The organism is Pseudogulbenkiania sp. MAI-1 (assembly GCF_000527175.1).
Classification (GTDB): Bacteria; Pseudomonadota; Gammaproteobacteria; order Burkholderiales; family Chromobacteriaceae; genus Pseudogulbenkiania.
Map to the genome: position 1 here is coordinate 3,737,155 of NZ_AZUR01000001.1, position 20,195 is coordinate 3,757,349.

The window sequence follows — 20,195 nt, forward strand, 5'->3', positions numbered from 1 at the left end:
TGTCTCCGCTTATTCGCCCAGCTTGGCCGCCAACAACAGGGATTTCCAGGTTTTCATCGTTGTTCTCCTTATGGATTGCTCAGGCCCGGCGCAGGATCAGCGAGGTGTTGATCCCGCCGAAGGCGAAGTTGTTGCTCATGGCGTAGTCGGTGTCGATGGCACGCCCGGCGCCGGTCAGGTAGTCCAGCTCGCCGCACTCGGGGTCGACGTGGTCGAGGTTGAGCGTCGGCGCGAACCAGCCCGCACGCATCATTTCCACCGTCTGCCACACTTCCAGCGCGCCGCAGGCACCCAGGGTGTGGCCGAAGTAGCTCTTCAGCGAGCTGATCGGCACCCGCCCCAGCACCTCGGCGGTGGCTTGGGTTTCGGCGACGTCGCCGCGCGCGGTGGCGGTGCCGTGGGCGTTGACGTAGCCGATGGCGGCGGCCGGCAGGCCGGCGTCGACGAGCGCCAGCCGCATCGCCTGGGCCATGGTCGGTGCCTCGGGCTGGGTGACGTGCACACCGTCGGAGTTGGTGCCGAAGCCGACGATCTCGGCGTAGATCGTCGCGCCGCGCGCCAGCGCATGCTCGCGCTCTTCCAGCACCAGGGTACAGGCGCCCTCGCCCACCACTAGGCCGTCGCGGTCGCGGTCGAACGGGCGCGGCGTCAGCGTGGGGCTGTCGTTGCGCTGGCTGGTGGCGTACAGCGTGTCGAACACCGCCGCGCTGCCGGCCGACAACTCCTCGGCACCGCCGGCCAGCATCAGGTCGAGGCGGCCGTAGCGGATCGCCTCGTAGGCGTAGCCCAGCGCCTGGCTGCCCGAGGTGCAGGCGCTGGCGGTCGGGATCACCCTCCCGGTCAGACCGAAGTAGAGACCGATGTTGACCGCCGCGGTATGGCTCATCATCTGGATGTAGCTGGTGGAGGTGACGCCGGCCATCGAACCGGTGGACAGCATCTGGCCGAAGGCGCAGATCGGCGCGACGCTGCCGGACGAGGAGCCGTAGGCCACGCCCATGCGGCCGTCCTTGATGCTGTCGTCGCCGAGCAGGCCGGCGTCGGCCAGCGCCACTTCGCTGGCACGCACCGCCATCTGCGCCACGCGGCCCATCGCCCGTGCCACCTTGCGCGGGTAGTGCGGCGGTAACGCGAAGTCGTCCACCGGCGCGCCCAGGCGGGTGTTGAGGTCGACGAAATCGTCCCACTCCGGCATCACGCGCACCCCGTTGCGGCCGGCGTGCAAGTTGGCCGCGATGCTCGCCCAGTCGTGCCCCAGGCTGCTGATGCCGGCCATGCCGGTGATCACCACGCGACGCATCAGATGATGCCCCCGTTGACGCCGATCACCTGGCGCGTGATGTAGGCGGCGCCGTCGGACATCAGGAAGGCCACCAGCGCGGCGACTTCTTCCGGCTGGCCGACGCGGTTCATCGGCACCAGCTTCAGCGCCTCGTCCAATGGCAGTTCGTCCAGCATCTCGGTGGCGATCAGCCCCGGCGCCACGCAGTTGACGGTGATCTTGCGGCTGGCCAGTTCCACCGCCAGCGCCTTGGTGGCGCCGATCAGCCCGGCCTTGGCGGCGCTGTAGTTGACCTGGCCGCGGTTGCCCATCACGCCGGACACCGACGACAAGGTGACGATGCGCCCGCCCTGGCGCGCCCGCACCATCGGCATGGTCAGCGGGTGGATCACGTTGTAGAAGCCGGACAGCGCGGTGTCGACCACCACGTCCCAGTCCTCGCCTTCCAGCGCCGGGAAGGCGTTGTCGCGCGTGACGCCGGCGTTGAGCACCACGCCCCAGAACGGACCGTGGGCCTCGATGTCGGCCTCGATCGCGGCGCGGGCGGCGGCGCGGTCGTTGACGTCGAACTGCAGCAGGGTGACGGCCCTGCCCATAGCGCGAACAGCGGCGGCCACCGCTTCGCCCTCGTCGCGGCGGCTGCGACAGTGCACGGCGAGGTCGAAGCCGTCTTCGGCCAACTTCAGCGCGATGGCACGGCCGATGCCTCGGCTGGAGCCGGTGACGAGAATCCTCTTGCTCACTGCTTGTTTCTCCCTTGCAGGAAGACGGCGAAGTCTTCCGGCTCGTAGACGTTGATCGTGGCCTCGGCCAGCAGGCGCTCGCCGGCGTGCACGGCGCAGGCGAACGAGCCCATGCCGGACTCGTCGCGGTACACCGGGCTCGCCGTCACCGTCAGCGGCTGGCCGGCGGCGAAGCGTGGGGCATGGCCATGGTAGCGGCGCGTGCCCAGCAGCACGCCTTGCTTGACGGGCTTCCCGGCGGCGCGGGCGGTGAGGCCGACCCAGGCCGCCACGGCCTGCGCCATCAGCTCGATGCCGAGGTAGCCGGGCATGGCGCCGCCTTCGTCGGCGTACCAGGCATCAGCGCGCGGCGTGGCACAGGCGGCGACGCCGGCTGCGTCGTGCGCGGTGACGGCGTCGAGCAACAGCATGCCGGCCCGGTGCGGGAGGATATCGGCAATCGCCGGGAAAGTCATTGTCATGGCTTCACTTTTTTTACGTTTCCGCGCCCAGCAGCAGCGACACGTTGCTGCCGCCGAAAGCGTAGGAATTGCTCATCAGGAACGGCCGCGCCGGATCGAGTGTGTCGCCCGGGCGGACCAGTGCCAGCGGGGGCAGCGCCGGGTCGGCCACGCCGTCCCAGCGGTGCGGCGGCAGGCGACGCCCAGGGTCGGTCAGCGTCAACCAGGCGAACCCGGCCTCGGTGGCACCGGCCGCGCCCAGGGTGTGGCCCACCAGCGGCTTGGTGGAACTGGCCGGCACGCCCTGCGGAAACACCCGTTGCATCGCCAGGCTTTCCATCTCGTCGTTCTTCGGCGTGGCGGTGCCGTGCAGGTTGACGTAGCCCACCTGCTCCGGTGCGACGCCGGCCTGCGCCAGCGCCTGGCGCATCGCGGCTTCGGCGCCGACGCCTTCCGGGTGCGGCGCCGACATGTGCCAGGCGTCGCTCGATTCGCCGCAGCCCAGCAGCACCACCGGCCCGGCGTCGCGGCTGAGCAGGAACAGGGCGGCCGCTTCGCCGATGTTGATGCCGCGGCGATTGGCGCTCATCGGGTTGCAGCGCTCGGGGCTGACCGACTCCAGCGCGGCGAAACCGTTCAGCGTCAGCCGGCACAGGCTGTCCACGCCGCCGGCGATCACCGCGTCGCACAGTCCCTGCGCCAGCAGGCGCTGCGCCGCCACCAGCGCCTTTGCACTGGAGGTGCAGGCGGTGGACACCACGTAGGCGATGCCGGGCAGGTCGAGGTAGCGGGCGAGGAACTCGGCCGGGCTGCCCATCTCCTGCTGCGCGTAGTGGTAGCTCGCCGGGCGCGGCCGGCCCTGGGCCTCGGCCGCCACCGCCTTTTCGGTTTCCTCGATGCCGGAGGTGCTGGTACCCAGCACGATGGCGATGCGCGGCTTGCCGTAGCGGGCGATCATCGCGTCCAGCGCCGGCCGCAACGGCGCCAGCGCCGCCAGCAGCAGGCGGTTGTTGCGGCTGGCGTAGCGCGCCAGGGCCGGCGGGATGTCCGGCAGCGTCGCCTGTACGCGGCCGACCAGCGCCTCGCCGCCGCCCACCAACCAGCCGGCCTCGCGCACCATGCCGTCGCCAGCGCCGGCGAACAGCCGCTCCCGTATCGTCGCCAGGTCGCTGCCCAGCGCATTGATCATCGCCAGATCGTTGAGATAGACCTTCACTTGGCCTCCGTATCGTCGCTCAGCTCGCGGATGTCCAGCCGCAGCCCCAGGGTCGGCAGGCGCACGGCGCGGCCGTCGCCCTGCGGCGCCTCGGTCATCAGGGTATCGCCCTGGTGCATCAGCGCCCGGCTGCCGTCGGCATCGTGGCGCCACCACACGGCGGCGCGGCCGAAGCCCTTCAGCACCTCGGCTTCCGGCAGGTTCAGCCATTGTGCCAGCGCCAGCATCGCCGCGGCCTGGCCGGTGACGCGCGGGCCGAACGGCGAGTGGCCCGTCACCGCCTTGCCGTCCCAGGCGGCCGCCAGCAGAGGCTGGCCCAGCGGCGACAAGGCCGCCAGCGCCAGGCGGGATGCGTCGCCTTCGAGGCGCAGCAGCGACAGCTCGTGCAGGCCGCGGCCGTCCACCGTGACCAGTTGGCTCTGCTCGGTCAAGGGCTGCGGCGGCCGCAGGCAGTAGCGCGGCGCCTGCGGCAGGCTCGGGCACGGAGAGGGCAGCCTACTACAGGCTGCCAGCCACGGCAGCAGGCACAGCGCGAAGAGTCGGCGCCTCATGCCGTCATCGCCTGCGCGCGTTTGGCCAGCGGGTCGCTCGCCCGCCGGCCAACCAGTCCGACCATCGGCGCCAGCAGCACTGCGAAGCCGACGCCGATCAGCTGAGTCAGGCCGAAGCTGCTGACCGCCGGCGTAGCGGAGAGCGCCAACAGGCCGAACGACAGCAGCGTGGAAATCGCCGACAGCAGGATCGCCAGCAGCGCGGCGCGGTGGTGGTGATGCTGCCCTTCTTCGACGAAGATGGCGTAGTCCACCCCCACTCCCAGCACCATCAGGAAGCCCAGCACCACGAACAGGTTGAGCGCCACGCCCAGCCAGCCCAACACGCCCAGCGTGAACAGCACCGACAGCGTGACCGGCGCCGCCACCAGCAGCGCACGGCGCCAGCCGTAGCGGCGCAACATCAACAGCACGATGGCGGCCAGCGAGACCGCGAACATCAGGCTGGCCGACTGGCGGAACAGCTTGAACAGCGCCGACACGCTGGCGGCCTTGTCCACCAGCGTGACGCCGGGCAAGCCGTCGGCGGCCTGCCGCAGCACCGGCAGCGCACGGAAATCGCCCGGCATCACCGCCATGCGCCAAACGCCGCCGTGCTCGCCCAGCCACAGGTGGCGCAACGGGGCTGCCAACGGCATCGCCAGCAACCTCTGGGCATCCAGCAGCGGCGCCTGGCGGGCGGCAGCGGCCAGGTATTGATCGATCAATTCATCACGCAGGCCGGCATCCGCCAGCAGCGGACAGCCGATCTTGGTCAACATCACGCGCTGCAAGGCGTGGTCGGCACGCTGCAGCTCCGGCGGCGGCAGCAGCGCGGACAGCGACTGGTAGCCGCTGATCTCGCCGCGTGCCTTGAGCGCGTCGAGCCGGCCGTCGAGCTGCCGCCCCAGCCGCAGCAAGGCCGCTTCGCTGCCTGCCTCCAGCAGGAAGAACTGCCGGCTGTTGCCCTGGCCGGTCAGCTCGCGGATCAGCGTTTCGTCGGCGAGCAGGGCCGGCGACGGACGGATCAGCTGGTGGATGTCGTCGTCGGCCGTCAGCCGCGTCAGTCCCGGCAGGGTCAGCAGCGCCAGCACGGCGAGCAGCCACGGCAGGCGGCGGCCGGCCAGCAGGCGGCCATATGCATCGAACAGCCGCGTGGTCGGCGCCAGGATGGCGGCGGCCGAGGCCGGCGCCGGCTTCCGCGCGAACGGCGGCACGCACCACAGCACGGTGAGGTAGGCGCCGATCAGGCCGGCGCTGGAGAAGAACGCGATCTGACGCAGGCCGGGAAACGGCAGCACCGCCAGCGCGCCGTAACCCAGCAGCGTGGTGACGAGGCCCATGCGGATGCCGGGGTGGATCGCCGCCAGCGCGCGGCGCACATCCCAGTCCTTGCCGTCGTGCAGCTGGTTGACGAACAGGTGGGTGGAGTAGTCGATGGCGACGCCGATCAGGCTGGCGCCCAACACCAGCGTCATCAGGTGCAGCTGGCCGTACAGCGCCAGCGTGGCCGCCACCGCCACCACGGTGCCGGCCGCGATCACCATGCCGGACAGCACGAGGTGGCGCAGCGTGCGGAAGGTGCCGAGCATCAGCATGATGACGGCGATCATCGACACCGTGCCGATCAGGTTGACTTCGGCCTCGGCGCTGCTGCGCGCCTCGCTAGCGAACAGCACCGCCCCGGTGGCGGCCAGGCGGCCGCCGGCCGCCTGGATGCGTTGCCGCTCGGCCGCCACCAGCGCCGCCACCGCCTGCTGCGTGGCCGGTTCGTAGGCGCTATTGGCGAGCCGGGCCGACAGCAGGCGCCAGTGCAGGCCGCCGCGCTCGGTGGAGAGCCAGCCGTTGCTCACTCCCAGCAGCGACGAGGCCAGCGGCAATGCCGCCAGCACGTTGCCGAACAGGCCGAAGGGGTCGTCCGCCAGCGGCAGCGTCCAGCCGCCCTGCCCCGGCATGGACAGGCGGCGCGCCAGCTGGCCCTGCAGGTAGGCTTCGGGATCGGCCGCGAGGCCGGCGCGGTCGGTGGCGGAGAGCAGGCCGAAGCGGTAGTCGGCGTAGGGACGCAACAATCGCGCCGGGTCCACCTCGCCGACGCGGCCCTGCACCTCGCGCAACCGGCTTTCGTACCGCAGCGCGCCTTCCAGCTCGCCCGCCAGCTTATCCGCCGTGGCCGCGTCGCGGTGGCCGACCATCAGCACCAGCCGCTCGCCGGCACGCGCCGACAGCTGCTCCAGCGCGCGCTCCACCGCCGGCTGGCGCGCGTCGTCCGGCAGCATCGCCAGCACGTTGGTCTGTACCGGCGACGGGCCGGACAGCCTGGGCAGCAGGTAGCCGAGGCAGACCAGCATCAGCGCGAGCCACAGCACGAAACGCCAGCGCATCAGCGGCTACCCAGGAGCTTCTGCTCGTCCGCCGCCAGCGGGCGGGCGGTGTCGATGCCCGAGAAGCGGATTACCGTGCTGTCGCCGCCGGTTTCTTGCAGCGTCACCCGCTCCAGCTGCGCGCCGCCGGCCAGCTCCGCGCTGCGGATCGCCTTTTGCAACGGCCCGGCCTTGGGGGTCAGCTGCAGCGTCCACGCCTGGGGGCTGCCCTGCGCCGCCACGACGAAGTGCTGCTGCAGCAGCGCCTTGTCGCCGGACACCAGGCCGCGGAACAGGCCGTCCACCGAGCCGATGCCCGGCACATCGCGTGCGGCGCGCTCGCGGCGGCTGCCGTCCGGCAGGATCTCGGTCACGCCCCTGGCGGTCATGGCGTAGGTCAGGCTGTAGGGCTTGGCGATCTGCCACACCACGCCGGCCTCGCGCGAGAACGCCATGCGGCCGGAGAGCTGCAGCGGCTTCTTCAGCGCCGCCATCTGCCGCGTCTGGGCGAAGTCGGCGTGCAGCACGCTGTTGGCGGAGAGACGCTGCGCCACCTGGTCCAGCAGCTCGGCGGCGTGCGCCGGCAAGGCCAGCAGCAGCGTCAGCAATAGCGCGAAGGGTTTCCTGTTCATTCCTGGTACTCCCGGCCCAGCTTGTGCCACAGCACCGCCGGGGTGACGAACTGCAGTGCCATGTCGTCGGCGATCTTCAGCGCCACCTGCACGGTATGGCCCTGGGTCAGCTTGTCGCCGGTGGCGGCGTCGCGCAGGCGGTAGGCGATCTTCAGGCGGTTTTCGTACTCGACGATTTCGGCGCGGGCGATCACCTGCTGGCCGTAACGCGCCGGGCGCACGTACTTGAGGTGGCACTCGGTCACCGGCCAGGCGTAGCCGGAGGCCTTCATCTCCGGGTAGTCGTAGCCGATTTGGCGCAGCAGCGCGGTGCGCGCCAGCTCGAAGTACTTCAGGTAGTGGCCGTGCCAGGCCACGTGCATCACGTCGACGTCGTGGAACGGGATGTCCAGCGTCACCTCGGCGAACGGCAGCGGCAGGGCGCTCATGGGTACAGCTCCCAGGCCTGCCGCTGGATGCGCTCGATCAACGCGCGCAGTTCGCCGTCCTGGCGGCGGTCTTCGGCGAGGAAGGCCGACCGCTCCGCCACGTCGGCGACAAAGCCCTGCACCGCGGCAGGCAGCGCGGCTAGGTCGAGTTCGCCGGCCTCCTCGCGCAGCCGCACCCCCTGCACCACCGCCAGGGTCAGGCAGGCGGCGACCTGCTCGGTCAGCTGCAGCACGCGCAGGGCGTCGCGCGCGGCGATGGTGCCCATGCTGACCTTGTCCTGGTTGTGGCACTCGGTCGAGCGCGAGAACACCGAGGCCGGCATGGTCAGCTTGAGCGCCTCGGCGGTGCAGGCCGAGGCGGTAATCTGCACCGCCTTGAAGCCGTGGTTGATGGCGGCGCGCTCGCCGCTGGAGCCGGACAGGTTCTGCGGCAGGCCGTGGTTGTAGCGGGTGTCGACCAACAGCGCCAGCTGGCGGTCCATCAGGTCTGCCAGGTTGGCCACGGCGTTCTTCATGCCGTCCATAGCGAAGGCGATGTGGCCGCCGTAAAAGTGGCCGCCGTGCAGCACGCGCTCCAGCTCCGGGTCGATGATCGGATTGTCGTTGGCGCTGTTCAGTTCGTTCTCGATGTCGCGGCGCAGCCACGGCAGCGCGTCGCGCAGCACGCCGATCACGTGCGGCGCGCAGCGGATCGAGTAGCGATCCTGCAGGCGGATCTGCTCGCGCGCCGCGCCGCCCTTGTCACCATCATCGAGATCGGCGTAGATCCACGCCGCGATCTGGTTCTGGCCCTCGTGCGGCTTGACCGCGAACAGCGCCGGGTCGAAGTGGCCGCGGTTGCCCTTGAGCGCGAGGCAGGCCAGCGCGGTGAGCCGCGCGGTCAGCCGCGTCAGGTACTCGGCGCGTTCGAAGGCGAGGCAGGCGAGCCCGGTCATCACCGCGGTGCCGTTCATCAGCGCCAGCCCTTCCTTGGGAGCGAGGCGGAGCGGGGCGATGCCCAGTTCGGCCAGCACCGCGGCGGCCGGGCGGATCTCGCCGTGGTAGCGCACCTCGCGCTCGCCGCACAGCACGCCGGCCACGTAGGACAGCGGCGTGAGGTCTCCGCTGGCGCCGACCGAGCCCTCGGCCGGGATCAGCGGCAGCACGCCGTGGTTGAGCAGGTCGGCCAGGCTCTGCAGCAGCACCCAGCGCACCCCGGACACGCCCTGCGCCAGCGAGTTGAGGCGCGCCGCCAGCACCGCGCGGGTGGCGGCCTCGTCGAGGTAGTCGCCCAGGCCGCAGCCGTGGTAGCGCGTCAGGTGCAGCGGCAATTCGGCCACCAGCGCCGGCGGGATGCTGACCGTGCAGTTGTCGCCGTAGCCGGTGTTGACGCCGTACACCTCCCCGCCGTCCGCCAGCAGGCCGGCGAGAAATGCGGCACCGCGCTCGATGCGGGCCGGAAAGTCGCCGTCGGCCAACGCCACGCCCTGGCCGGCGCGCGCCACGCGGCACACGTCCTCGATGGACAGGCGGCCGCTGCCGATGCTCAGTGCTTGCTTGTATTCGCTCATGTGTCTCGTCCCTTGCGGCCCGCCGTCCGACGACGGGCCCGCGCCTCAGGCGCGCCAGAAATCGTAAAAATTGAACCACTGCAGCGGCACGCGGCGCGCGTGATGCTCCAGCCGCACGGCATAGCGGGCGATCACCGCCCCCAGCGCCTCGCGCCGGGTCTTGCGCGGCAGCGCGATGCGCTCGGCGAACGGCTCCAGCTCGATGCGGTAGCGCCCGTCTTCCTTCAGGCAGAACAGCAGGTAGACCGGGCACTCCAAGAGGCTCGCCAGGATCCACGGCCCTTCGGCGAACGGCGCCGGGCTGCCGAGAAACGCTGCCCGCTGCACGCGGCCGTTGTCGCTGGCCGGGGTGCGGTCGCCGACGATCACCACCCATTCGCCGTTGTCGATCTTGTCCTTGAGCAGGATGGCGGTATCCACCCCCATGTCCGGCACGTGGAGCAGGTTGACGCCGTAATCGCCGCTGGCCGCCGCCAGCAGACCGGCAAAACGCGCGGCGTGGCGGGTATAGACCACGGCGTTGACCTTGCGCACGCCGGCGGCGTGGCCCAGCGCGCGGCACATTTCCAGGTTGCCGAGATGGGCGCCGACCAGCAGCGCCCCCCGCCCCTCCGCCGCCAGCGCCTGCAGCGCCGCGCTGCCAGGCACGTTCACCTCGCCGGGACGGCCGGCCCAGGCCGCCATCTTGTCCAGCGCCGCGTCGGCAAAGCTGTACAGGTGGCGGTAGACCTCGCCTGCCGTCACCGGGCGCGGGTCGCGGTTGGCTACCCGCACCCGCTGCAGGAAGTCGCGCGAGGCGGCACGCGCGGCGCGGCCGGTCAGGAAGAAGTAGCCGACGATGGGGTACAGCAGCCAGCGCACCACGGCCGGGCCGGCCAGGCGGAACAGCCACAGCAGCGCCTTCATGCCGAGCAGCGAACCGCGCTCGGCGGCGGTGCTCCACTGGCTCATGCCGCCCCCTTGAGCCGGCGCCGCAGCAGGGCGGGCGCGCGCGGCAACATGGCGAAGAACAGCCGGGTGTGCATCCTGCTGATGCGCACGTTGTCGGCGAGCGCGTCGAAGTGAGACAAGCCGTCGGCCGGATAGGTCACCCGCGTCGGCAGATTGACGACTTCCAGCCCCTCCCAGTACAGCCGCACGATGATCTCGATGTCGAAATCCATGCGCGTCGGGATGGCCACGCGTTCGATCAGGCTCACGGTGGCGGCCAGCGGGTAGCAGCGGAAGCCGCACATCGAGTCGCCGATGGCGAACGACAACGTCTCCACCCACACCCAGAAGTGGGTCAGGTAGCGGCCGTACAGCCGCGCCTTGGGCACGCTGGCATCGTACACCGGCTGGCCGGCGATGACGGCCGCCGGGCGAGCTTGGGCCAGGGCCAGGAAGCGCGGCACGTCGTCCAGCGCGTGCTGGCCGTCGGCGTCCACCTGCAAGGCGTGGCTGAAGCCCGCCCGATGCGCCAGCCGCATGCCGTGCATCACCGCCGCGCCCTTGCCGCCGTTGACCGGCAGCCGATGCAAATGCAGCAGGGGTTCGGCCGCGGCCAGCCGTTCCAGTTCGCGCCGCGTCGCCGCGTCGCTGCCGTCGTCCACCACCCATACCGGCAGGCCGAACGGCGTAAGCCGCGCCAGCACCGCCGCCATGCTGCGGCCGTGGTTGTAGCACGGGATGACGAGGCAGGGGGAGAAGCTCATGGCTGGCGTAGCGTCAGGCGGCCGGACGACACCTTGCGCCCGGCCACCTCGTAGGCGAAGGCGAGCTTGCCGGCGGCGGCATCCCAGTCCAGTTGCAGCGTCAGCGCGTCGTGCGGCTCGACGATGTCGGCGAACTTGATCTGTTCCATGCCGGCAAACTCACCCTGCACCCCCAGGTGCAAGGCGGCCAGCCGGCGCGCCCAGTGGATCTGCACCACGCCCGGCAGCACCGGGAAGCCGGGGAAGTGGCCGTCGAAACAGGCCAGTTCGGCCAGCAGCGCAATGTCGAAACGGGCGCGGGCGCCGTCGACCTCGGTCCGGCTGAGCGGCGGCATGAAATCCGGTTTCATCGTCGATTCCTTTTCGAACAGCGCGGTCAGCGCGGCGCGGTCCAGCTTGCCGCGCTCGGTCAGCGGCAGCGCCTCGACCACGCGCCAGCGCCGCGGCAGCAGCACCGGCTCGTACCAGCGCGCCAGATGATCGCGCAGCGCCTGACCCAGCGCCAGCTTGCCGTCGGTCGCCAGGGCGGTCTGTCCGGCGGCGGACAGCTGCAGCACCGCGCACAGCGTCTGGCGGCGCGCCGACAGTACCAGCAGCGCGGCGGCCTCCACCCAATGGTGCTCGGCCAGCCTCTGCTCCTGCTCGGGCAACGACAGGCGCTTCTCTTCCAGCTTGACCACGCGGTCGAGCCGGCCCTTGAGCACGAAGCGGCCGTCCGGCAGGAATTCCACCGCGTCGGACGACTGCCACGGCGCGCCGTCCGGCAGGTAGGGCGAGGCCACGGCGAGCGCGCCGTCGTCCGCCGGCGTGCAACGCACCACCGGAAACGGCGTCCACACCACGTTGCCGTGCTGCTGGCGGCGCCAGGCGATGCCGCCGGTCTCGGTGCTGCCGAACACCTCGAGCGGTGCCGCGCCGGCCTCAGCGGCGAAGCGTGCGGCCGTGGCCGGCGGCAGGGGGCCGCCGGAGGAGAAGCACTGCACGACATGCGGCGCCAGGTCGGCCAAGTCGATCAGATCGGGCAGGCGCGACAGTTGCGCCGGGCTCGCCACCACGCTGACGCGGCCCAGGCGGCGCGCGGCGTCGAGCAGCGCCTCCGGTAGGAAACGCGGCAGCACCTCGAACGGCCGCCCGGCGGACAGCGGCCACAGCAGGCGGAACAGCAGGCCGTAGATATGGTGGTGCGGCACCGTGGCCAGCACCGGCGCCTCCCCCATCTCGTGTCCAAAGCAGCGCTCCAGCACCGCCACCTCGGCCGACAGCTGGCGCAGGCTCTTGGCGATGCGCTTGGGCTCGCCGGTGGAGCCGGAGGTGAACAGCAGCACGCCGGCGCGTTCCGGATCGAGCGCGGCGAGGCGCCGCCCGGCCAGCGGCGGCGCGGCGGCGATGGCGGCGTCGTCCAGCACGGCGTCGAAGGCGCCGGCGAGGCCGGCCAGCGTGGCCGGCAAGGCATTGTTGGGGATCACCACCGCGCTGCCGGCATGCCAGCAGGCGAACAGGCCGACGGCGAAGTGCCAGGCGTCGTCGGCGATCAATACATAGCGGCGGCCGGGCACCAGCGTGGCCGCCAGGCCGGCGACCGCGGCGGCAAACTCGCCCCAGGCGAGCGGCACACCGTCGCGCAGCGCGACGACGTGAGCGGCGGCGCGGCCCTCGGCCAACAGCGTTTCCGGGGCGAGGAAGCTCATGGGCGCGACTCCGGGTGGCGCCAGCGGCGGTACAGCCACTCGCCGGCGAACAGCGCGCCCATCGCCAGATAGGACAGCAGGCCGTTGTACAGCAGCCAGTACGCCTGCCCGGCGGGCAAGGCGGTGTAGCCGGCGACGGCGGCGTTGAGCACGAAGAAGCCGCACCAGACGCGGGTGACGTTGCGGGTGTAGGCCACGCCGGCCGGCGGCAGATCGGGGGTGATCTGGCGCGCGAAACGCTCGATCATGCTCGGGGGATGGATCAGCGTATGACCGAACACCAGCAGCATCGACAGGCTGATCAGCGCCGGCATCAGCCGCAGCAGCATGGCGCTGCCGGACAGCGTGACCGCCGCCGACAGCGCGATCAGGCCGAGCAGGCGCAGCCGCTGCACCCCGGCGAAGCCCTGCCACAGCGCGCGGCTCTGGCGCCGGTAGCGCAGCAGCAGCACCAACAACAACGAGGCCCCGACCAGGCGGGGCTCGAAGTATTTCAGCGCCAGGAACACCGCCAGCGGATAGGCCAGGGCGCCCAGCAGGGCGAGCAGACGCTTCATGCGCGATCAGGCGGCGAGCAGCGCTTCCACCGCCTTGATCACGTCGTCCACGGTGCGCACGGTCTTGAATTCGTCCGGCTTGATGCGCTTGCCGGTGAGCTGCTGCAGCTTGATCGCCAGATCGACGGCGTCGATGCTGTCGAGCTCCAGCTCGGTGAACAGATTGGCCGAAGGCGTGACCTTGGCCGGGTCGATTTCGAACGTCTCTTCGAGGATGACGCGCAGTTCCTCCAGGATCTGCTCGCGATTCATGCTGCTCATGCCTGTGCTTCCCGTTGTTGTGCGACGAACTGCGCCAGCGTGGCCACCGAGCGGAAATGCTCCTTGGTGGCCGGATCGCTGGCTTCCAGCTTGATCTGGTATTTCTTCTTCAGCGCGACGCCCAGTTCCAGCGCGTCGATCGAGTCCAGCCCCAGCCCTTCGCCGAACAGCGGCGCGTCGGCGTCGATGTCGTCGGGGGTGACGTCTTCCAGCTCAAGCGCGGAGATGATCAGCAGCTTGATCTCGTGTTGCAGCGTACTCATGTACGGTTTCCTTCCTTGCCAGAGCCTGGCTGAAATAGTGTTGCAGCGCCTCGCTCAGACGGCGCGAGGCCAGCGAGGACGGCGTATCGGGGGGCACCAGCGCGGCGACCTGCAGCGGTTCGCCGACTTCCAGCGTGAAGTGGAAGCGCTGCGGCGGAATCTGGTACCAGCGCTTGTCCTTGGTCAGCGTGGACGGCGTGCAGCTCAGCACCACCGGCAGGATCGGCGCACCGGATGCCAGCGCGATGTGCGCGGCGCCGCGCTGGAATTTCAAGGGCGCACCGGGCACGGTGCGGGTGCCTTCCGGAAAGATCACCAGGTTGTCGCCCTGCTGCAGCGAGCGGGCGCAATCGGCGATCAGCGTTTCCGAGTCGTCGTTGCGGATGTAGCCGGTGGTGCGCACCACGCCGCCCAGGAACGGGCTGTCCCACAGCGCGGCCTTGACCACGCAGTTGGCCTCGCGCATCCGCGCGATGATGGCCACCACATCGATCAGCGTCGGATGGTTGGCCAGCACCAGCATGCCTTGGGCCGCGCGCAGCCGCTCCCCATCCTTGACCTCCAGCGTCATGATGCCGACCCGGCACATGAAGCCGATGAACACGGCAAACGCCCGCTGGATCACACGTCGGGCCAGCCGGCAGCGCCGGCCGTCGGCGGCCGGCACCAGCTTGAGGAACGGAAACACCAGCAGGGTCAGCAGCAGGCCGCCCTCGCTGAACAGCGCAAACGCCAGCCCGGTCATCGCCAGGCGCCACAGATAATTGAGCCTAAGCACGCGCCAGCCTCCGGCCCGCCAGCACGGCCTCGTCGGCAGCACCGGCCAGCGCCTGGGCCAATGCCACGCCCTGAGCCCCGTCTGCCTGCGCGCCACTATCCCGGCTCAGCCGCCAGGGCTCGCCGCCGGCCTGCAGCAGCATAGCCAGCGCCAGCGGCTGCTGCAGCGCCGGATCGACATCGCGGTAGAAGGGCAACAAGGGCAGGTCGGCGTAGAGCAACAGCACCGGCTGTTCAGGACAGGCCATCTGCTCCAGCGCGGCCTGCAGCAGACCCGCGCCCAGGCTCTCCGCCCCGGCCGCCACCGCCGTGGCCGGCGCGGTGTCGCGGCGGATGATCGACAGCAGGCCGGCGATGGCGTTGTGCACCGACAGGCTGAACAGCGTGGGCGACAGTTCCTCGTCGCCGGCCAGCGCCTCCAGCATCAGATGGGTGCGATTGACCTCGCCGTGGCGGGAAGCGAAGACCACGCGCAGTTCCGGTCGATCAGCCGCGCACTGCCGGGCCACATGCAACGTCATGCGCGCCAGCGGCGACAGCCGACGACGCAGGCCGGCCTCGACGAAGCGGCAGGCGGGAAAGTCCACCGCCTCGACCACTGCCGCCGGTAACCTCAGCGCGCGCCATTCGCCGGGCTCGCTGGCCAGCGGCGACCAGGCGGCCCAGCCGGACACATGTAGAATCGTCTCTTGCACCGTGAAGAAGCCCCGCCCCGCGCCCGCCGGGCGATCCCGAAAAGCCGCTATTCTAGATCAGACACGGCGGGCCCAACAAGGAAAACCCAAATGCATGAATCCGTCGTTTTCCTGGCGAAAATGGACGATCCTGCCGCCAACCTCGCCGTTCCGGCGGGAATTCCGGCCTCTCTCGGGCGGCGCGCGCGGCAGCACGAGCTGGGGCGCGCCCTGGCGCTGGCGGCCCTGCGCCAGCTGGGGGCATCGGGCGTCGCGCTCAGCGCCGACTCGCCGCCGCGGCTGCTCGGCACGACGGGCCGCGCCCGCTCGGTATCGATCAGCCATCGCGGCAGCTGGGTCGCCGCGCTGGCGAGCAGCGCCGAGGCGGCGGGTGTCGATCTCGAAGTGGGGAAGGCACGGGACTATGAGGCGGCGCTGGAACTGTTCCTGTCCGCGCCGGAGCAGGCCTGGCTGCAACGCCGGTCGGAACTCACGGCGGCGCAGCGCTTTTACCGCGCCTGGACGCTGAAGGAAGCGCTGGGCAAGCGCGCCGGGCGGGGGTGGGACAGCCAAGCGGAAGATCTCGACCTGGTGCGGGCGGCCGGCGGCGACGCCCCGTTCGGCGGCCACCTGGAGTGGCCGGAGCGGCAGCTGACACTGGCCGTGGCGCTATCGGTTCCGCATAGCCGACTGCGGCTGTACGACTGCAGTGCTGGAGCGCCGCGCTTGCTCGGCCTCCCCTTCCTCGACTGGCGCGCGGGCTACGCCGCGGCGGCTACGCACCCGCCGGAACAGGAGGGCTAGCCGTCAGGCCAGCGGCAGCTCGTGCGAGACGTCGTGCAGCATCCGCCAGAAACTGCCGCCACACCGCGACAGCCCGTCGTGGATCCAGACGGTGCGCGGCATGGGCTACCTGTTCCTGCCGGAATTGAGGGGGTAGCCCGCACCGGCCTGCGCTCACCCCAGATAGGCGAAACGCCCCTGCAGCCGCGGCAACAGCGCCTCGCCTTCGAAGCGCGCCTCGCGCGGCGGCGGCATCACGCTGGCGTCGAGACAGTAGTCGAGCGTCATGCGCATGTACTGATAGCTGTTGCAGATGGCGGCGTGCAGGTGGGCGAAGTCGCGCGCGGTCGGGTTGTTGCCGAGCAGCGTGCAGATGATCTCGAGCGCTTCCCAGGGGTGGGCATCGTCGTACTGGGCGTGCAGCTTGAGCCACCGCATCGCCTTGGCGCGGTGGGCCGGAGTGAAGCTCTGTTCGTAGAGATCACGCGAGCACACCTTGAGCGCCCATTCGCCGGTGGCGCCTTCGATCGCGTAGTTGGTGGCCGCGATGCCGAGCACCAGGGTATCGCGGTCGCAGGTGTGCCAGCACCAGTGGCACAGCGCCAGCATCGGCACCGGCACCGGGCTGAACATCAGGTCCTCCCGCTTCACGCCGCTGGCCAGCGCCCACTCCACCCAATGCTCGGCATGGCTCTGCTCGACCCGGATGTTGCGCACCAGGTAACGGCGCGCCAAGTCCTGTCCGCGCGTGCGGCCATAGCGTATCTTCAGCAGGTTGAGCGCCATGTATTGCGGAAACTGCTCGATCACCGGCCACACGCCAATCAGGAAATGGTGCAAGGTGCTGGTGTCGAGCTCGCCGTCGCGCATCTTGCGGAACAATTCATGCTCGACCACCTGGCGCTTGCTTTCCTCGCACAACCGCATCAACTCCCGTGCCCAGATCGGATAGCTGCCGATCTCCTTGAGCGGGCCCACCCGTACAAACTCTTCGCTCATGCTGGATCTCCCAAAGTATTGTGCTGCTGACGGCCCTGCGGGCAGACGGCATCCGACAGCGGCGGCGTGCCGTCGTGCCCGGCAGGGTGGAATGCCTGAGCGATCACCTCGACCAAGGGCAGCGGCCTGGCCACGCCGTAACCCTGCGCGTAATCGACACCGATTTTTTTCAGTTCGTCCAGGATGTCCTGGTCTTCGACGAATTCGGCGATGGTGTGCTTGCCCATCACGTGGCCGATGTGATTGATCACCTCGACCATCGCGTGGTTGATCGGGTCGCCCACCATGTCCTTGACGAAGCTGCCGTCGATCTTCAGGTAGTCGACCGGGAGGTGCTTGAGGTAGCCGAAGGACGACATGCCGGCGCCGAAGTCGTCGAGCGAGAAACGGCAGCCCAGCTGGCGCAGCTCGCGCATGAACTCGGTGGCGCTGGCGAGGTTGGCGATGGCGACGGTTTCGGTGATCTCGAAACAGAGGCAGGTGGGGTCGACGCCGCTGCCCAGCAACTCGGTGCGCAGATAGTCGAGAAACTCGTCGTCACCGAGCGAGGCGCCGGACAGGTTGATCGCACAGGTCCAGCGGCTGCCCGATGGGGTCCGCGCCGCCAGGGTGGAAAGCACGGTGCGCACCACCCAGCGGTCGATCGTCGTCATCAAGTTGTAGCGCTCGGCGGCTGGGATGAAGGCGTTGGGGGGCACCAGCATGCCATATTCGTCGCGCAGCCTGAGCAGCAGTTCGAAGTGCGGCCCGGCCGGTTCGTCGTCGGCGACCGGAATGATTTTTTGCGCGTAGAGACAGAAGCGGTCTTCTTCCATGGCGCGGCGCAGGCGGTGCACCCATTCCATCTCGCCGTAGCGCGTGGTGAGCTCGGCATCGTTCGTCGAATGCAGCTGCACCCGGTTGCGGCCTTTTTCCTTGGCCATGTAGCAGGCCATGTCGGCGGCGCGCATGACCTCCTGGAGCGTCGTCGGCACACCGGAGATGTTCACCACCCCGATGCTGGCGCTGATCGAGAACGGCTGGCCGCCCCAGCTGAAGTGCAGGTCGAGCACGATCTGGCGCAGCTTCTCGGCCACCACCAGCGCCCCTTCCGGCGGGCAGTTCAGCAGCAGCACGCCGAATTCGTCCCCGCCCAGGCGCGCCAGGGTGTCCTCCTCGCGCAGCTGCTGTTGCAGCAGCACGCAGACCTGGCGCAACAGCTCGTCGCCGGCGGCGTGGCCGCAGGTGTCGTTGACGACCTTGAACTGGTCGAGATCCAGGTACATCAAGGCATGGTGCTGATGCCGGCCGGCGGCCCCTTCCAGCGTCCGCGCCAGGCGTCGTTCGAACTCGTGCCGGTTGGTGAGCCCGGTCAGCGCGTCGTGCGAGGCTTGCCAGGACAGGTTGTCGATGTACAGCCGTTCCAGCGTCATGTCGTGGAATACCAGCACCTTGCCCGAGACGCTGGCCTGGCCATCGTGGATCGGCGCGCTGACCATGGACACCGAGACGCGCGAACCATCGAGCCGTTCCAGCTGCAGGTTGCGGCCGGCGCCGGGCGGCACCGGTTCGTTCAGCAGCTGGTTGAGGCGGGCGGGCCGTTCGGACGGAGAGGCCTCCTCGAACAGGCAGCACAACGCGTCCAGCAGCCGGCCCCGCGCCTGCGGCAGCGGGTGGCCGATCAGTTGCTCGGCCACCGGATTCAGGTAGTCGACCCTGCCGCCGGTGTCGACGGTGATCACCGCGTCGCCGATCGACGCCAGCGTGACCTGGGCGCGCTCCTTCTCGGTATGCAGCGCGCTCTCAGCCAGCTTGCGGTCGGTGATATCGAAGATCGAGCCCGACATGCGCACCGCCTGCCCGGCCTTGTCGCGCAAGGCCTGGCCGCGCGCCCGGAACCAGCGGTACTCGCCGCTGCGGGTGCGCAGGCGGTACTCGACATCGTAGCCGCCCTCCCCGGCCAGATGCCGCTCGACCGCCTGCCGTGTCGGCGCCTCGTCATCCGGGTGCAGGCGCGCCCAGAAGGCCGCTGCGGTGCCTTCCAGCTCCTGCTCGGCCAGACCCAGCATGGCCTTGAAGCGGGGCGAGTAGTACACGCTGCCGTCGACGATGTTCCAGTCCCAGATGCCGTAGTCGCTGCCGCTGACCGCCAGGTTGAGACGCTCCTCGCTCTCGCCCAGCGCCCGTTCGAAGGCCTCGCTTTGCCGGATCAGCTGGCGCGTGCGCAGCAGGGCGAACAGGATCAGGATGGCCGCCGTCATCAGGTTGACGACGAACAGCAGGCGCTGGATCGCCCGCGCGCCTTCGGCCAGGACGTTGGAAAACGCCTTCTCCAGCGGCGTGACCCGACGGTTGATCTCCTGGATTTCAAACTTGAGCCGCCCCAGCTCCTCCGGGCCGAGGGTGCCGTTCTCCCGTCCCCGGCGCAGGCGCTCGGCGACGTCGGCGAGCTGGCCCAGCAGGCGGTCGCCCTCGGTCCAGTAGCCGATGGCCTGATCAATATAGCTGATACGGCGAAAGTGCAGGAACAGCCAGATCAGCTCGGGGATATCGTCCGGATCGTTGGCCCCCTGCAGGAAGCCTTCCGCCGCGGCGTCCCGGTCGGGATCGGGCCGATCCAGTGCCTGGCGTGCCCTGCTGTCGCCCAGCGGCACGCTGATGGCTTGCAGGTATTGCTGCCAAGCCTGCTCCGACGCCGTCTCGGCATAGCGCTCCAGATAATAGACCGCATCCTTCTGCCCTTTCGACCACAAGCTCTCGCCGGCCACGTAAGCCCGTACCGCCGACAGCACGTTCTGGCTCAGCCCGCCCAGCAGCACCAACGACACCACGGCCACGATGAACGGCCAGGCAAAGTTCAGCAGGCGGCGGTTGGTACTGACGCGGGGAGGTTGCATGCCAGTGTCCATGGTGGGTGGATGGAAAAGCCGTACCGACGGCGGCAATCACGGCAAAACGGTCAAAACGGAGTTCGATCCTGTTTCAATACGTCACCATGTCTCCTCTTGCCCGGCCCAGGTGGCCAAGACCTCGCAATCGGCCGCCGCGTGTCTCATGGCGACTCTCGCCGGGTCCGACCTCCCCAGGCAATGCCAGAAAAATAAAATCAATTCCATGACGTTCCAAATGAAGATATAGCCGCTGTCAGCCAAAATACATAGCCACGCCTGGAACGCCGTTATGACCGAATCGGAAAGGAAGGCACGTGAAAAAACCCAGGAGCGAGCCGGTGAAAAGGAAGGGAAGTAAACAGCAAGGGGCGGGAAATGAGAGCAGCCGTGAGCGCCCAGCCCCGGATAGGATCAGCCGGGCCCGACCGGGAGCGGCTGCCGGCCTGGG

21 protein-coding genes are annotated in these 20,195 nt (G+C 69.8%); 2 read left to right on the forward strand and 19 right to left on the reverse strand.

Features of this window, described 5'->3' with window-relative positions; genetic code table 11:
* Positions 1–79: 79 nt before the first annotated feature.
* The 17 genes from PSEMAI1_RS0117535 to PSEMAI1_RS21005 are packed head-to-tail and all read right to left on the reverse strand — an operon-like array spanning position 80 to position 15,095.
* Positions 80–1,300, reverse strand: a complete 1,221-nt coding sequence (locus tag PSEMAI1_RS0117535; RefSeq protein WP_024304120.1) for a beta-ketoacyl-ACP synthase — start codon at positions 1,298–1,300, stop codon at positions 80–82.
* Positions 1,300–2,025: a 3-ketoacyl-ACP reductase FabG2 gene (locus PSEMAI1_RS0117540; protein ID WP_024304121.1), complete on the reverse strand. Its 726-nt coding sequence runs from the start codon at positions 2,023–2,025 to the stop codon at positions 1,300–1,302. Before PSEMAI1_RS0117540 ends, PSEMAI1_RS0117535 begins: the two co-directional genes overlap by 1 nt.
* Positions 2,022–2,486: a hotdog family protein gene (locus PSEMAI1_RS0117545; RefSeq protein WP_029770803.1), complete on the reverse strand. Its 465-nt coding sequence runs from the start codon at positions 2,484–2,486 to the stop codon at positions 2,022–2,024. The genes PSEMAI1_RS0117540 and PSEMAI1_RS0117545 overlap by 4 nt, the downstream gene beginning before the upstream one ends.
* A gap of 13 nt (positions 2,487–2,499) precedes the next feature.
* On the reverse strand, positions 2,500–3,681 hold the full coding sequence (locus PSEMAI1_RS0117550; protein ID WP_024304123.1) for a beta-ketoacyl-[acyl-carrier-protein] synthase family protein: 1,182 nt from the start codon (positions 3,679–3,681) through the stop codon (positions 2,500–2,502).
* Positions 3,678–4,232 carry a DUF3261 domain-containing protein gene (locus PSEMAI1_RS0117555; protein ID WP_024304124.1) on the reverse strand — a complete coding sequence of 185 codons (555 nt, stop codon included), beginning with the start codon at positions 4,230–4,232 and terminating at the stop codon, positions 3,678–3,680. Before PSEMAI1_RS0117555 ends, PSEMAI1_RS0117550 begins: the two co-directional genes overlap by 4 nt.
* Complete coding sequence (locus PSEMAI1_RS0117560; protein WP_024304125.1) at positions 4,229–6,592, reverse strand: MMPL family transporter; 2,364 nt, start codon at positions 6,590–6,592, stop codon at positions 4,229–4,231. Before PSEMAI1_RS0117560 ends, PSEMAI1_RS0117555 begins: the two co-directional genes overlap by 4 nt.
* Positions 6,592–7,203, reverse strand: a complete 612-nt coding sequence (locus tag PSEMAI1_RS0117565) for an outer membrane lipoprotein carrier protein LolA (protein ID WP_084612724.1) — start codon at positions 7,201–7,203, stop codon at positions 6,592–6,594. The genes PSEMAI1_RS0117560 and PSEMAI1_RS0117565 overlap by 1 nt, the downstream gene beginning before the upstream one ends.
* Entirely contained in the window at positions 7,200–7,631 is a 432-nt protein-coding gene (locus PSEMAI1_RS0117570; RefSeq protein WP_024304127.1) for a thioesterase family protein, read from the reverse strand. The genes PSEMAI1_RS0117565 and PSEMAI1_RS0117570 overlap by 4 nt, the downstream gene beginning before the upstream one ends.
* On the reverse strand, positions 7,628–9,181 hold the full coding sequence (gene hutH, locus PSEMAI1_RS0117575; RefSeq protein ID WP_024304128.1) for a histidine ammonia-lyase: 1,554 nt from the start codon (positions 9,179–9,181) through the stop codon (positions 7,628–7,630). The genes PSEMAI1_RS0117570 and hutH overlap by 4 nt, the downstream gene beginning before the upstream one ends.
* Positions 9,182–9,226: 45 nt before the next feature.
* Entirely contained in the window at positions 9,227–10,132 is a 906-nt protein-coding gene (locus PSEMAI1_RS22065; RefSeq protein WP_198019635.1) for an acyltransferase, read from the reverse strand.
* The gene (locus PSEMAI1_RS22070) at positions 10,129–10,875 is read right to left on the reverse strand and encodes a glycosyltransferase family 2 protein (RefSeq protein WP_198019636.1); all 747 of its coding nucleotides are present in this window, start codon (positions 10,873–10,875) and stop codon (positions 10,129–10,131) included. The genes PSEMAI1_RS22065 and PSEMAI1_RS22070 overlap by 4 nt, the downstream gene beginning before the upstream one ends.
* On the reverse strand, positions 10,872–12,563 hold the full coding sequence (locus tag PSEMAI1_RS0117585; protein ID WP_024304129.1) for an AMP-binding protein: 1,692 nt from the start codon (positions 12,561–12,563) through the stop codon (positions 10,872–10,874). The genes PSEMAI1_RS22070 and PSEMAI1_RS0117585 overlap by 4 nt, the downstream gene beginning before the upstream one ends.
* Positions 12,560–13,120 carry a hypothetical protein gene (locus PSEMAI1_RS0117590; protein ID WP_024304130.1) on the reverse strand — a complete coding sequence of 187 codons (561 nt, stop codon included), beginning with the start codon at positions 13,118–13,120 and terminating at the stop codon, positions 12,560–12,562. The genes PSEMAI1_RS0117585 and PSEMAI1_RS0117590 overlap by 4 nt, the downstream gene beginning before the upstream one ends.
* A 6-nt stretch (positions 13,121–13,126) precedes the next feature.
* The gene (locus tag PSEMAI1_RS0117595) at positions 13,127–13,381 is read right to left on the reverse strand and encodes an acyl carrier protein (protein WP_232219944.1); all 255 of its coding nucleotides are present in this window, start codon (positions 13,379–13,381) and stop codon (positions 13,127–13,129) included.
* On the reverse strand, positions 13,378–13,644 hold the full coding sequence (locus tag PSEMAI1_RS0117600) for a phosphopantetheine-binding protein (RefSeq protein ID WP_024304132.1): 267 nt from the start codon (positions 13,642–13,644) through the stop codon (positions 13,378–13,380). The genes PSEMAI1_RS0117595 and PSEMAI1_RS0117600 overlap by 4 nt, the downstream gene beginning before the upstream one ends.
* A complete protein-coding gene (locus PSEMAI1_RS0117605; protein ID WP_024304133.1) occupies positions 13,595–14,422 on the reverse strand; it encodes a 1-acyl-sn-glycerol-3-phosphate acyltransferase in 828 nt (275 codons plus the stop codon). Before PSEMAI1_RS0117605 ends, PSEMAI1_RS0117600 begins: the two co-directional genes overlap by 50 nt.
* Positions 14,415–15,095 carry a beta-ketoacyl synthase chain length factor gene (locus tag PSEMAI1_RS21005; protein ID WP_024304134.1) on the reverse strand — a complete coding sequence of 227 codons (681 nt, stop codon included), beginning with the start codon at positions 15,093–15,095 and terminating at the stop codon, positions 14,415–14,417. The genes PSEMAI1_RS0117605 and PSEMAI1_RS21005 overlap by 8 nt, the downstream gene beginning before the upstream one ends.
* 111 nt (positions 15,096–15,206) lie before the next feature.
* Between PSEMAI1_RS21005 and PSEMAI1_RS21010 the strand changes: the two genes are divergently transcribed.
* Entirely contained in the window at positions 15,207–15,899 is a 693-nt protein-coding gene (locus PSEMAI1_RS21010; RefSeq protein ID WP_024304135.1) for a 4'-phosphopantetheinyl transferase superfamily protein, read from the forward strand.
* A gap of 153 nt (positions 15,900–16,052) precedes the next feature.
* Here PSEMAI1_RS21010 and PSEMAI1_RS0117625 read toward each other — a convergent pair whose 3' ends face one another.
* Together PSEMAI1_RS0117625 and PSEMAI1_RS0117630 are read right to left on the reverse strand one after the other, a co-directional pair.
* Complete coding sequence (locus tag PSEMAI1_RS0117625; RefSeq protein ID WP_024304136.1) at positions 16,053–16,877, reverse strand: TenA family transcriptional regulator; 825 nt, start codon at positions 16,875–16,877, stop codon at positions 16,053–16,055.
* Positions 16,874–19,753, reverse strand: coding sequence for an EAL domain-containing protein (locus tag PSEMAI1_RS0117630; protein ID WP_024304137.1), 2,880 nt, complete (start codon positions 19,751–19,753; stop codon positions 16,874–16,876). Before PSEMAI1_RS0117630 ends, PSEMAI1_RS0117625 begins: the two co-directional genes overlap by 4 nt.
* Here PSEMAI1_RS0117630 and PSEMAI1_RS22075 point away from each other — a divergent pair.
* Positions 19,752–19,994 (forward strand): hypothetical protein, encoded by a 243-nt coding sequence (locus tag PSEMAI1_RS22075; protein ID WP_198019637.1) that lies wholly within the window; start codon positions 19,752–19,754, stop codon positions 19,992–19,994. The two genes, PSEMAI1_RS0117630 and PSEMAI1_RS22075, sit on opposite strands and share 2 nt — an antisense overlap.
* Positions 19,995–20,195: the final 201 nt, after the last annotated feature.